The sequence below is a fragment of the Epilithonimonas sp. genome (assembly GCF_056329745.1).
This window is the reverse complement of the sequence record NZ_JBWEYV010000017.1, coordinates 70,330-82,445: the sequence shown is the minus strand read 5'-3', so window position 1 is coordinate 82,445 and position 12,116 is coordinate 70,330. Positions and strand designations below refer to the sequence as shown.

General features: G+C 38.8%; 15 protein-coding genes and 2 pseudogenes. 8 read left to right on the top strand and 9 right to left on the bottom strand.

Going from position 1 to position 12,116, the window contains the following annotated elements; all coding sequences use genetic code 11:
- Positions 1 to 191: 191 nt before the first annotated feature.
- Positions 192 to 1,451, bottom strand: a complete 1,260-nt coding sequence (mobB, locus tag AC00Y6_RS12440; RefSeq protein WP_474490933.1) for a conjugal transfer protein MobB — start codon at positions 1,449 to 1,451, stop codon at positions 192 to 194.
- A gap of 4 nt (positions 1,452 to 1,455) precedes the next feature.
- Positions 1,456 to 1,890 carry a conjugal transfer protein MobA gene (mobA, locus tag AC00Y6_RS12435; RefSeq protein WP_474490932.1) on the bottom strand — a complete coding sequence of 145 codons (435 nt, stop codon included), beginning with the start codon at positions 1,888 to 1,890 and terminating at the stop codon, positions 1,456 to 1,458.
- 540 nt (positions 1,891 to 2,430) lie between these two features.
- On the opposite strand from mobA, the gene AC00Y6_RS12430 reads away from it, so the two are divergent.
- From AC00Y6_RS12430 to AC00Y6_RS12415, 4 genes are all read left to right on the top strand, one after another.
- Positions 2,431 to 2,931 (top strand): DUF3408 domain-containing protein, encoded by a 501-nt coding sequence (locus tag AC00Y6_RS12430; protein WP_474490931.1) that lies wholly within the window; start codon positions 2,431 to 2,433, stop codon positions 2,929 to 2,931.
- 508 nt (positions 2,932 to 3,439) lie between these two features.
- Entirely contained in the window at positions 3,440 to 3,805 is a 366-nt protein-coding gene (locus AC00Y6_RS12425; RefSeq protein ID WP_474490930.1) for a hypothetical protein, read from the top strand.
- A gap of 100 nt (positions 3,806 to 3,905) precedes the next feature.
- Positions 3,906 to 4,202: a helix-turn-helix domain-containing protein gene (locus AC00Y6_RS12420; protein ID WP_031504736.1), complete on the top strand. Its 297-nt coding sequence runs from the start codon at positions 3,906 to 3,908 to the stop codon at positions 4,200 to 4,202.
- Positions 4,199 to 4,480 carry a helix-turn-helix domain-containing protein gene (locus AC00Y6_RS12415; protein ID WP_379953353.1) on the top strand — a complete coding sequence of 94 codons (282 nt, stop codon included), beginning with the start codon at positions 4,199 to 4,201 and terminating at the stop codon, positions 4,478 to 4,480. Before AC00Y6_RS12420 ends, AC00Y6_RS12415 begins: the two co-directional genes overlap by 4 nt.
- Before the next feature lie 136 nt (positions 4,481 to 4,616).
- On the opposite strand, the gene AC00Y6_RS12410 is transcribed toward AC00Y6_RS12415, so the two are convergent.
- Positions 4,617 to 4,769 carry a hypothetical protein gene (locus AC00Y6_RS12410; protein ID WP_474490929.1) on the bottom strand — a complete coding sequence of 51 codons (153 nt, stop codon included), beginning with the start codon at positions 4,767 to 4,769 and terminating at the stop codon, positions 4,617 to 4,619.
- Between AC00Y6_RS12410 and AC00Y6_RS12405 the strand changes: the two genes are divergently transcribed.
- The gene (locus tag AC00Y6_RS12405; RefSeq protein ID WP_474490938.1) at positions 4,698 to 5,054 is read left to right on the top strand and encodes a hypothetical protein; all 357 of its coding nucleotides are present in this window, start codon (positions 4,698 to 4,700) and stop codon (positions 5,052 to 5,054) included. The genes AC00Y6_RS12410 and AC00Y6_RS12405 overlap by 72 nt on opposite strands.
- Before the next feature lie 26 nt (positions 5,055 to 5,080).
- Here the strand turns inward: AC00Y6_RS12405 and AC00Y6_RS12400 are convergent, their stop codons facing one another.
- Both AC00Y6_RS12400 and AC00Y6_RS12395 read right to left on the bottom strand, forming a co-directional pair.
- Entirely contained in the window at positions 5,081 to 5,995 is a 915-nt protein-coding gene (locus AC00Y6_RS12400; protein WP_065722182.1) for a glutaminase, read from the bottom strand.
- Positions 5,996 to 6,241: 246 nt separating this feature from the next.
- Positions 6,242 to 6,373, bottom strand: coding sequence for a hypothetical protein (locus tag AC00Y6_RS12395; protein ID WP_474490928.1), 132 nt, complete (start codon positions 6,371 to 6,373; stop codon positions 6,242 to 6,244).
- On the opposite strand from AC00Y6_RS12395, the pseudogene AC00Y6_RS12390 reads away from it, so the two are divergent.
- Positions 6,323 to 6,460 (top strand): annotated as a pseudogene (locus AC00Y6_RS12390) (tyrosine-type recombinase/integrase); the annotation flags it as partial. The gene AC00Y6_RS12395 and the pseudogene AC00Y6_RS12390 sit on opposite strands and share 51 nt — an antisense overlap.
- A gap of 57 nt (positions 6,461 to 6,517) precedes the next feature.
- Here the strand turns inward: AC00Y6_RS12390 and AC00Y6_RS12385 are convergent.
- Positions 6,518 to 6,748 carry a hypothetical protein gene (locus AC00Y6_RS12385; RefSeq protein ID WP_474490939.1) on the bottom strand — a complete coding sequence of 77 codons (231 nt, stop codon included), beginning with the start codon at positions 6,746 to 6,748 and terminating at the stop codon, positions 6,518 to 6,520.
- Between AC00Y6_RS12385 and AC00Y6_RS12380 the strand changes: the two genes are divergently transcribed.
- Together AC00Y6_RS12380 and AC00Y6_RS12375 are read left to right on the top strand one after the other, a co-directional pair.
- Positions 6,641 to 7,225, top strand: coding sequence for a tyrosine-type recombinase/integrase (locus AC00Y6_RS12380; protein ID WP_474490937.1), 585 nt, complete (start codon positions 6,641 to 6,643; stop codon positions 7,223 to 7,225). The genes AC00Y6_RS12385 and AC00Y6_RS12380 overlap by 108 nt on opposite strands.
- Positions 7,209 to 8,315 (top strand): annotated as a pseudogene (locus AC00Y6_RS12375) (IS91 family transposase). Before AC00Y6_RS12380 ends, AC00Y6_RS12375 begins: the two are co-directional and overlap by 17 nt.
- 217 nt (positions 8,316 to 8,532) lie before the next feature.
- Here AC00Y6_RS12375 and AC00Y6_RS12370 read toward each other — a convergent pair.
- The 3 genes from AC00Y6_RS12370 to AC00Y6_RS12360 form a co-directional block, all read right to left on the bottom strand.
- Positions 8,533 to 9,321 carry an LEM-3-like GIY-YIG domain-containing protein gene (locus AC00Y6_RS12370; protein WP_474490927.1) on the bottom strand — a complete coding sequence of 263 codons (789 nt, stop codon included), beginning with the start codon at positions 9,319 to 9,321 and terminating at the stop codon, positions 8,533 to 8,535.
- 81 nt (positions 9,322 to 9,402) lie between these two features.
- A complete protein-coding gene (locus AC00Y6_RS12365; RefSeq protein ID WP_474490926.1) occupies positions 9,403 to 10,653 on the bottom strand; it encodes a site-specific integrase in 1,251 nt (416 codons plus the stop codon).
- A gap of 279 nt (positions 10,654 to 10,932) precedes the next feature.
- Positions 10,933 to 11,883: an isopenicillin N synthase family dioxygenase gene (locus tag AC00Y6_RS12360; RefSeq protein WP_474490925.1), complete on the bottom strand. Its 951-nt coding sequence runs from the start codon at positions 11,881 to 11,883 to the stop codon at positions 10,933 to 10,935.
- Positions 11,884 to 12,116: the final 233 nt, after the last annotated feature.

The following is a 12,116-nucleotide window of genomic DNA, read 5'->3' as shown; positions in this document are numbered from 1 at the left end:
ATATACGAAATTTTCGTATTATGAGTAACCTTTTTTATAATGCACTACGGGTTATCCTTAAGAAGCTACTAAAATAGTAAACTTTTAGATTCTAAACATTATGCTTGCTATAAAAATGATGGATATTTAAATTGGTAAACATACTTTAGATTTTTTTTTTAAAATTTCTTTATTGACAATGATGTCGTCTGTTATAACTTTCTGCCTTTCTTTTTCTTCATCCGTTTGGCAAACTGTCCTTCCTCGTAGTCCTCACCCTGTGCTTGGGGCAACAGGCTAAACAATCCCAAATCGGAGCTGTGCAAATGTTCATGCGAGATAAACTCGAACAGGTCTTTTGTTGGTTGGTGGTCTAATGTGTCCGTATTGGAAACAGGGCTTTCCTGTACTTTCAGTTCGGGTTTATTTCCGTTGTTCCACCAATTGTTAAACATATTTGCCGACAGGCTTCTATCTAATTGTGAACCGTTCCAAATGCTTCGGCTTTCGTGGTCGATAAACGTGATACCGTAAATCCGTCCGCTTTCGTTTCTGCGGACAACCGTATTGATACCCTGCTCAATAAGTTGCTTTTTAAAATCTGTTTCATTGCTTGTGGTATGTATGGCAAGCTCCACCGTATTTTTCAGAACAGACCTTACTGGATTAGTTTTCATTTTCTCTTTTGACTGTTCAAAATGTTTTTGAAGCTGTGCAACACCTGCATCTTTTCCGAAAAGTGATGCTTTAAAAGGATTACTTATCTTGTTCCCATTTTCATCCAATGCGACATAAACCAATCCATTTACAGGTTGACCATTACGCTCGCCCTTAACTTCTTCCGCTGTGATGTTGAAAAGTGATAGCAAAGCATTGTAACTCCCCATAGTAGAAAAACTATAATACTTTGGCAGATGCCGTACCATCGAAGCAATCTGACTTTTGATGTCACCATTTTTATGATTTACAGGTTTGAAAACTTTATTGGCTTGTTTTTGCTCTTGTTCAGTTGCCTTTTGCATATTATATTTCTGTTCTAAATCCCGACAAATAGCCATTGAGCGTGGATGGTCGTAATCATCGGGGATTTTCTTTCCGTCAATGCCTACGCAGGTCGAAACAATGTGTATATGCGTTCGGTCAATGTCTGTATGTTTGAAAACTATATAAGGTTGATTGCCATAGCCCATACGTTCCATATATTCCTTTGCCATTTCCGCAAATTGCTCATCACTGACTTTATCCGACGGATCTGGGTTCAGCGATATATGCCGTACTGTCTTTTCCGTTTTGATGTTTGCCGAAAGATACGGCTCGAAGCATTTATTAAAATACGCTACGGAATACCTGCCGTCCACCGTATCAGGTATCTTGTTGAGCAATAAAACCGCTCCATTTTCCTTGTCAACTTTCTGTTGATTGTACAGAATCGCTCCGTACATATTGCTTCCTTTTCCAATTTTTGCAATCATAACTTTACTCTTTTTTCAAATACTTCTCTTCAAATTCCTGTGTCAAACGGATGACTTCTTTTGTGACTTGTACCAATTCAATTGTTTCTTTTTCCAATTTAAACAGGTATGTTCCTGCTTTTTTCTCCGAAAAATTGCGGTACAATATCTTCACAATCTGATTGTAATTCGTTCCTATTACTCTGAATTGGCTAAAAAATCTTGTCAACTTTTCATGATATTCTATTGCATCCATATCAATTTTAACGGTCTTAACCGTCTTCTGAAAGATACAGGCTGTGATAAAATGAGCAATTGCTTTCATTTCTGACTGGTCAAAAAGGGCAAGAAATTTAGCATTATCTTCTGCATTCAGGTTGATGGAGTACCGATGTACCGCAGGATCAATCTTTGGTTTTCTTCCTGTTTTTCTAATCTGTTTTCTGTTTTTCTCTTCCATAATAATCCATTTTTATTTTTTTATAAACGTGCGACTTCGGAGCCGTTTCCAGCCCCCTGCAAGGGCAAGTGCTTTTGAGGTGCCGAAATTCATTTCGAGGACCTCAAGAGATAACTTGCTCTGAACAGGAGTTCAGAAAATCCGTTTTGCAAACGGATTGGAGTTAGCAGGAAAAACCTCATCGTTTCCGATTACAAATTTCGACAAGACTATCTGAATAACATTCACTTACAATTACGCCAAATAAAGCCAATGGACGCCAAATAGTGCCACCTCTATACGCATTGGGACTGCTTTTATTTCCTTTGTAACTGGTTAGTTGGCTGATTGGTTATGTGCTTAATCAAGTAACTAAACAGCATAAATCCTGACAGCTAATCTGCGTGATTGAATGCAGACTAATTACAAATTTTTGAGTTAATGAACTAGTTGATTAAGGGTATATAGGTGCATAGCAACTTACATACGTGCTATGATATTTATGACTGATTGTTCAGCTAGCGAAACAGCTAATTTGATATAATATTAAAAACGATAGATATGATAAATGAAGAAACCAAAAATCAGCAACCCAAAAAAAAGGATTTCTCTATAGAAAATTTCCTAACTAATGAAAAGAAACAACCCTTGACGGAACAACAGGCAGTAACACATCGGGAAGATTTTGCCAAACCCGAAGTAGACGAGGAAGCACTGATGAACATAATTCCAGGGGAAGAACCCGTGCAAATAGCAACAGAAATGGGACAAACCAAACCGTCAGCGAACACCACGAAAAAAAGTACCTCAAAGCCAAAGAAGATGACGCAAGAGGATTACTGCGGGCAGTTCTTTAAAATCTCCAACAGGATTGCAAGCAAAGGAAAATCAGTGTATGTAATGCAGGAACACCACGAAACATTTAACAGGCTTACAAATATTATGGGCATCGACAAACTGACGATTTATGCGTATCTGGACAACATTATCGAATACCACTTTCAGGAGTTCGGGGAATTGATTAGGGAAATCTATAACGAGAAACACAAACCGTTGTTTTGATAACTATACGTGGTGGGTGGTACGTTTCTACCTCTTAAAATTATTTTCCAAAAGAAAAAAACAGAAAAAAAAGAAAGCCATTTTAACAAGGGGGACAGGCGGAAAAACCAAAAGGAAACGGAATAAGTCCCGAAGGGTGGCAGGGCACACAACAAACTCGGCGAAGCCACCATATTTGCCCTGCCATTATGCCGTAGTCTTTTGGTTGGGTGGTGCGGTGGCTGTCCGCCTTATCTTTGCTCCCTTTTTTATTCTTTTTTTAATCAATTCCAATCAAAGAAAGGGTATAAAAAACACGTAAGGGCTAAGGATAGGATGTTTTTTGTATGCTTTCCTTTATCCTTACAAAACTCTTTAAATGTGTGAGGGCTTTGCGAGGAAAATTTAAAGTGTTTTGAGGATTACTTTCTATTCATATTGTGCCAACATAAGCCAAATACTGCCACATAATGCCAAATGAAAACAATACATTCCCTTGTGTTCTATATTGGGTGCAAATTTTGAACCTATGGCACAAAAAGTAATACCTGACAAAGAGCAGAGAGAGAAAGAACATAGTCCTTTGATACAGGTTGATAAGCAGAGCGACCCGATTTCCAATTTCATCGCTAATTTAAAACGTCAGTTCAGGGAAGCAAAAGGCTTAATAGATTGGAACAGGCTATTCGGGGGAAAACGTACTGAACAACAAAAACAGACTTCCGAACCTGAAAGCATAATAGGTGCGACAAAAACGCTTATCCGTTCGGACTTCAAAAATGAAGAAAAAAATCAGGCTATACAGACCTATAAAAAGCCTGCTTTAAAAATGGACAATACAATCATAACGCAACAGTCTCGTCCTAAAAGTAAGAAACCAAAGTTAGGATTATAGCCTAGTATTTGGCAACTGTACGCCAAATACCGCCATCGGATGCAACATTAAAATGACCTATGTGAATAGCTTTTATTTTAGAGGTTTAAATGATGCAGATATGGAAATAACAGTTTTAGACATTCAGATTTTGAAAGCATTGCATAGGGAAGTTAAGGAAGTTTCCAATTTGATAGCGGAAATGACTACACCCTACAAAGCACTGCAACAGGCAACTAAATGGCTCGACCAACAGGAAGCCTGCCAATTGCTCAACATCAGCAAAAGAACGTTGCAGACGTATAGAGCAAAAGGCATTCTTGGAGCAACGCAAATCAATCGGAAAACGTATTTCAGATTATCCGAAGTGGAGTTACTTATGCAGGGAGAGCGACCATTAAAAAAGCAAAAGAAATGAAACAGATTGGAAATTCAAACGAAGATATGCTTGCCCTGCTCGAAGCTGTGGTAGGTATCAAAAATGAACTGCTGTATATCAGGGAATATTTTCATCCACTCTTAAAAGGGGAAATCTACCTGTCAGGCGAACAGATTTGCGAAATGCTACACATCAGCAAACGAACATTACAACAGTACAGGGATGACAAACTGATACCTTTTATCAAGCTCGAACGGAAAATCCTTTTCCGTGAAAGCGACATTATCAAGGTGTTGGAAGATAACTATCAGCGTTAACCGGTTAAATACCGTCATTTGCATACTCCTTGTTGAACTAAACCTCCGGTAGCTTTTCCCTTCGCTGTTTTATTAATTTTGGTAAAACAAACAATAAAATCTTTAAAATGGCTACAAAAAAAAATCTCCGGAGGAGTTAAGGGTAAACAAAATTCTGAACCGCGCCTCGAGCGAAGTTAGTGGTTTTGCTGAACTGCTGCAACGCTTCGAAAGGAATATTTCGATCCTGGGCAGGAGCCCCAGAACCTTTGATAATTATTCCCGTCATGTGGCGGCCCTGGCGCTTCACTTTGGAACTATGCCCACCGAACTGGATCCTGAACAGGTCAAAGATTATCTTTTTGAACTGCAGCGGCGGAGCAGAACCCCTTCGCAATCGTATTTTAAGCATACTGTATACGGTCTTCGGTTCCTGCTGAAAACTGTGGAGCTTCCGTTCAACGGGCTTTCATTTCTTGTCCTGCGGACAAAACGAAAGCTTAGTTATTGTGTACAGTTTTCATGTGTTATTATTTATTTTTATGGGTCACATGGAATACGCCAGATTGGTTATAATATCATCTTCGGTTGGTGATTTGTTCCAATCATGGCTATTTCATCTCAAAATATCGATAACTGAGATTTTGTTGTAAACTCTTCAAGAAATTTCATCCCTTTATATGAATTTCCTTTTTCATTCAATTTCGGACTCCAAACTGCAATCGCATAATGATTTGGATGGATTGCAACAATCCCTCCTCCAACACCACTCTTTCCAGGAAGTCCAACTTTAAAGGCAAATTCTCCAGATTCGTCATATAAGCCACAAGTTTGCATTAGTGCATTTATTCTTTTGCATTGGCTTTTGGTAAGTATCGAATTGTTAGCAAATATGTTACAGCCATTGTTTGCTAAAAACAAAAATAATTCTGAAAGCTCTTTGCAATTCATTTCAAGAGAGCAAAGATCAAAATAGAAGTCAAGAACATCTGAGGGTTCATTTTCAATATTTCCAAAGGATTTAATGAAATTACATAATGCCACATTTCGAAATCCTACGCTTTTTTCTGAAGCAGCTATTTTGCGTGAATAGTTTAATTCTGAATTATTGGAAATGCTTCTAATAAAAGATAAAAATTCTTCTTTTGGGTTTTTCAGATTGCTAAGTAGAATATCTGAAATAACAATTGCTCCAGCATTTATAAAGGGATTTCGAGGTATGCCTTTATCTGCTTCAAGTTGAACTAGAGAATTAAATGCTGTTCCTGAAGGTTCTACTCCAAGTCTTGTCCAAATTTTCTCGCCAAGAATACTATATGCTAAGCTTAGTGAAAGTACTTTTGCAATACTCTGAATCGAAAATTTTTCGTTAAAATTGCCAATACCAAAATTAGTGTGGTCAATTGTTGATATAAATACTCCAAAACTTTCCGAATCAACGTTAACCAACTCAGGAATATAAGATGCCAATCGTCCTTTGTCATCTGTATTTTTAACCTCTTCATAGGTTGCCCTAACTATTTCTTCTAAATTCACCTCTTTTTTAATTTAATTGTACACAACGGTTACGTATTGGCGATGGTGCGGCTAAAAATGCAAACTTTTTCTATTATAAATTAATCTTCGGCAAATCTGAAATCTTCAAACTTGCTTTCCCTCCGCACTATTGCCAATACGATGTTGAACTAAACCTCCGGTAGCTTTTCCCTTCGCTGTTTTATTAACTTTGGTAAAACAACAAAAAATCTTTAAAATGGCTACAAAAAAAAATCTCCGGAGGAGTTAAGGGTAAACAAAATTCTGAACCGCGCCTCGAGCGAAGTTAGTGGTTTTGCTGAACTGCTGCAACGCTTCGAAAGGAATATTTCGATCCTGGGCAGGAGCCCCAGAACGTTCGATAATTATTCCCGGCATGTGGCAGCCCTGGCGCTGCATTTTAAAACCCTGCCTACCGAGTTGGATCCCGAACAGGTCAAAGATTATCTTTTTGAACTGCAGCAACGCTCGAAAACTCCTTCCCAAACTTACTTTAAACACACCGTTTATGGACTTCGCTTTTTATTGAAAACTGAAGGCCTGCCTTATAGTTTTCTGCATCTTCCCGCCATTCCAAAAGTAAACAAACTGCCTGTGATCCTGAGCCGGGAAGAGATCTGGCGTATGCTTCAATCCGCCGAACTCCTGAAACATAAACTGCTTATCGGTCTGATCTACGGCTGTGGACTGCGGTGTATGGAAGTCAGGAATATCGAACTTCAGCACCTGGATTTTGACCGCAAGATGCTGCATATCGTGCAGGGAAAAGGGGGTAAGGACCGGTATGTTCCTTTGTCGGAACATTTAATCCGGGGACTGAAAACCTTCATCAGTATTGAGAATCCGGAGCGGTATTTATTTAACGGCAATCAAAACAGAAATATCGAAGAGATTGATGCTTCGACTCCACTCAGAACAGGGGCTTCACCATCTGCCAGCAAAGATTTTGATTCACGCTACAGCCAGCGCGGTGTGCAGTGGGTAATTAAAACCATCTCCAAAAAAGCCGGCATCACCAAAGACGTTCACACCCACACGTTGCGGCATTCTTATGCCACACACCTTTTGGAAGACGGCGTTCCGATCATCATGGTACAGAAACTTCTGGGTCATGAGCGTATTGAAAGTACAATGGAATATCTTCATGTGTGCCAGCTCTCGGACCAAAAACCGCACAGTCCTTTGGATACCGTATTTACTTTATGCAGCAGGAATGCAGGCCCGAAGTAAAGGTGCGGATGTAGCAGAAGTTCTTCGCAAAATCAATTTATCATCCCAAAACTTCAGCGTTCATCAGGAAAAGACATTGCGGGCATTGTCCAACTGCCGGACTTCTGCCTTGGGTGGTCATATTGATGCGTGAGACGGTTGCGGAAATCTTTCCATCAGCTATAACTCCTGCCGTAACCGGCATTGCCCGCAGTGCCAGGGACACAAAAAGGAAGAGTGGATCCAAAAGCGCGAACAAGACTTGCTTCCCTGTACCTATTATCATGTGGTTTTTACCCTGCCGGAGGAATTGAACGCTCTGGCCCTCGCTCTGCCAAAACTCATTTACAAAACCTTGTTTGAGGCCGCCTGGGCCACTTTAAACCAATTCGGAAACACCGAGGGTTTGCAGTTGGGAATGATTGCCATACTTCATACGTGGGGACAAAATCTGAGCCTGCATCCGCATCTGCACTGCATTGTTCCGGGCGGGGGCATCAACCGGCAAGGAAAATGGAGAAAGAAATTAAGGACCAACAAATATCTCTTTGCGGTAAAAGCGATGAGCAAAGTGTTCCGTGCGAAGTTTGTGGCTTCCTTAAGAGCCTGTGGAATTACTGACCGTGATTTAATGGACAAACTGTTCTCCAAAAACTGGGTCGTTTATGCGAAAAGACCTTTTGGTGGGCCTAAACAGGTGATCGAGTATTTGGGGAGATACACTCACAAAGTCGCCATCAGCAATCACCGCATAAAAGAAGTGACGGATCAGCAGGTCCGTTTTGGCTACAAAGATTACCGCAAAGGCGGCGAAAAAAAGGAAATGACTCTTGCAAACACGGAGTTTGTCCGGAGATTTTCGATGCATATTTTACCGAAAAGATTTGTAAGGATGCGGCATTACGGCATCCTGAGCAGCAGCTGGAAGCGTGGGAAACTGCAGGCACTGCAATCCGATTTGAAAATCAGAGTTACTGCAGCAAAACCGAAAACTTTGCTCCGGAAATGTCGAAGTTGCAAGGAAGGAAACTTAGTCACTATAGCTGTTTTCGGGCAGCGCGGTCCGCCGCCGGAATTTCTTTTCGTTATCCAACCATTGTCTGCAAAATAACCTTTGCGGGTAAGGGAATTTATATGCTGCAGCGAAGAAAAACCTGCAGAAAACCACTCATAAAGGCTACCAAATGCCACAAAAAAAAGCAGTCATTCCAAAAAACTGCTTTGTTACCCTAAATCCTAAAATCGAAAACTCCATAGACGGCCAAAAAAGCTCCCGGAGCTTCCGTTCAACGGGCTTTCATATCGTGTCCTGCGGACAAGACGAAAGCTTAGTTATTGGTGGCGGGTATTTTTTCAAAATAACGAATTGGATTTGCCATCCCTCTAATTTTTGGAATTTCTTTATTCATATATATATCAAGAATTTCTTTTGAAGTAACTTCTGAACCTTCAAAGCCCCATCTTTTTACACCTCTATTTTCAATATCTTGAACCCATTTTTCAGGTTTAAATACCGCTCTTATTACGCCTTTATATTCTGCCAAAACAAAATCTGAATTTTCTGCTCTGTTTCTGTCTAATACCCACCAACCTCTGGTTGCTTCATAAATGTTTGGTCTGTCATAAATAGGATTCTCACTTTTCTTTTTGTGTCTATTATCGTATGTTTTGTTTATATTGATTACTAAAACGTTATGTTTAATATCTTCTTTTTTTAACACTTCACAATTGTAAAGTATTTCACACTCACTCACCGTTTTAATTCCTTGATTAAATGAATAATGTCCTGCAACAATATTTGAAATTTTCGCAACCTCCGCAAAATCCTTAAAAGTTAAAAAATCAATTAAAACAGATTCAACTATTAGTGCTTCATTTTCTTCTATGCCGTGCCGAACTATAAAGTGTTTTACTTTTAGATTTTCTAATTTTATCGCTCTTATAATCTCTAATTTTTCAGTCCCGATTGGGTTAAATATTGCTTCATTAATATGAAAAAATACACGATTACCATAGCCTTTTCCAACATAGAATATTTTATTATCTCTGGGGTCTATTAGAATATAGACATAATATTTTAATTCTTCTTGTGTCTTTTGTGAAAATTGTTCAATCATAACTTGTTGTTCTATTGACTGTAAAAATACAAAAAGCCAACGCAAAACAGCATTGGCTTTCTTTAATCGTATTATTAGTTTTCAAAGTTGAGCAATAAAGGTGCTCTCCATACTCTTAAATTTATGCGATACCTTTTGCATATCCTTTCCGACTTTCTCGTTGAGAATTTTTGCATAAATCTGAGTAGTGGCAATGTTTTTATGCCCTAACATTTTGCTCAAACTTTCTAATGGAACACCCTCGCTTAAAAATAGCGTAGCAAAGGTATGACGCGCCAAATGAAAGGTTACCTTCTTTTCTACAAGGCAGTCAATCAGTTGAGATATTCTCTTTAAGCTGTCATTACAAATCGTATTTGATGGTGTAGGAAATACCTTTCCGTCCTTTGACAATCCTGCATATTTTTCAATAATCATTTTTGGAATATCTAAGAGCATCACGTTTGATGATGTAGCCGTTTTCTTTCTGCGTACAATAATCCACTGGTTGCCGTCAAAGAAATCTTGAAGATTGCTGTTTTTAAGCCCTTTCATATCTGAATAGGAAAGACCTGTAAAGCAACTGAAAACAAACAAGTCTTTAACCAATTCGTCTTTCTTTTTCTCGCAGTTGAACGTTACGAGCTGTTCCAATTCATTGCGCAATAGATAACCGCGGTCTTTATCCTTTTTGGTATTCTTGTATTCGCTGAATGGATTAAAAGCAAGATGCTTTCTGCTCATTGCCAATCGGCAAAGCGTAGTAAATCCAATCATATACAGCCAAATGGTGTTGTGTGTTAAACTTTGGTCGTCACGCAGGTAGTAATCAAAGTCCTGCACAAAATCAGGTGTAAGGTCGTTAAAGGACACATCGGAATAGCCGTATTTTGTAAGGGCAAAATTTCGAAGATGTTTCAAAAGTATTTTGTATTTACTGCGTGTGCCATTTACCCGAAGTCCACTATTAACCTTTTTCTCGTAGTCGGATAGGAACTGTTCATAGAATTTGAAAAAGGTCAGTTCTCCGCTTTCCATCCCAAGAACGGCATTTTTAAGTTTAGCACTGTTTACAGCCCCCTCATTCTTCAGAATTTTGGAATAGCATTCCTCAATACCCGAACGAATTTTGTCAAGTTTCCTGTTTGTGTCTTGTGCTTCTCGGCTTTTACCTAAAACCCTGCCGTACTTCAAATCCCAATTTGTTGCGGAAATATCCAGCTTTGTACTGAATGCAGACTGTTTGCCGTTTACGGTAATCCTGCACATAACCGTAACTTTTCCGTTTTTCTTTGGGGCGTTCTTTTTAAGGTAGAACAATACCTTAAATGTTGATTTTTTTGTCGTTTCCATACTCACAATTCTTAATGATAAAATTAAACCTATGTGAGCTACGGAACAATATGAAAAACTGTGCAGAAAGCTGAAATACAGTATTTTAAAACGATTGTTTCTAATATTTAAAAGTAACGTTTTAGTAACCTTACTTTTGCCAAACCTCGCTTTTTACTGCTTTTTACCTCATTACCAAAAAATCATAAAACGGCTGTAAAGTCTTTATTTACAACCGTTTTGCCTGTTATTAATCTTTGATGTATTTTTACTGAAACTTTATTTTAAATATAATCTCGATTAGATTTTGATTAAGCCTAATTCAATCAGCCTTTCCCGCAAAAATTCGCCAGCCGTGGCATCGGGATATAATTTGGGGTTATTCTCATCTACACAATTATCAAGCGCAGCAAGTGACATGCCGCTCACCGGATGCATAAAAAATGGAATAGAATATCTCGAAGTTCCCCATAATTCTCTTGGCGGGTTTACCACTCTGTGAATCGTAGATTTCAATTTATTGTTCGTATGTCTTGATAACATATCCCCAACATTTATCATCAATTCATCCGGTTCTGCAATGGCATCGATCCAGTCGCCATTATGATTTTGGACCTGAAGCCCTTTCCCATGAGAACCCATCAAAAGAGTAATCAAATTAATGTCGCCATGCGCCGCCGCTCTCACCGCATCATCCGGTTCTTCGGTAATTGGCGGGTAATGGATTGGCCTAAGGATAGAATTGCCTTCCGCGATTTTATCATCAAAATAAAATTCGTCAAGTCCCAGATATAAAGCCAAAGCTCTCAAAACATATTTTCCCGTTTTTTCCAGCATCTGAAAGGTCTCCTTCCCTACTTCATTAAACTTCGGAAGTTCTTCCACAATCACATTGTCTGGATATTCATTTTTATATTTTGAATCCTCGGAAACATACTGTCCGAAATGCCAAAACTCTTTCAAATCTCCTTTTTTAAATCCTTTTGCGGTTTCTTTTCCAAAACCTACATAACCTCTTTGTCCTCCAATTCCGGGAATCTCATACTTTTGTTTAGTTTCCACAGGAAGATCAAAAAAGTTTTTGACTTCACCATACAATTCACTCACAAGCTTATCGTCTAGGAAATGACCTTTTAAGGCAACAAAACCAATTTCTTCGTAAGCTTTTCCGATTTCATTTACAAATTTCTGTTTGCGTTCCGGGTTGTCCGAAAGGAAATCACGCAGGTCTACACTAGGTATTTTATCCATTTTAGAAATTTTTGTGCTGCGAAAATACGTAATTTTCCAGCTATCCGCACTTATGCATAAAAAACTAAATGATTGTTCGCTTTTAGGCATAAGGCTTTTTAAACGCAAAGTCCGCAAAGGTTTTTGTTTTTCTGTGTGCTTTTAGGCTCGCAAAGGCGTTTTACTTAGCAAAGGAAAACAAATATAATTTCAAATGTTATGAATTGCGGATAATCAAAAAACTATTCAGGATT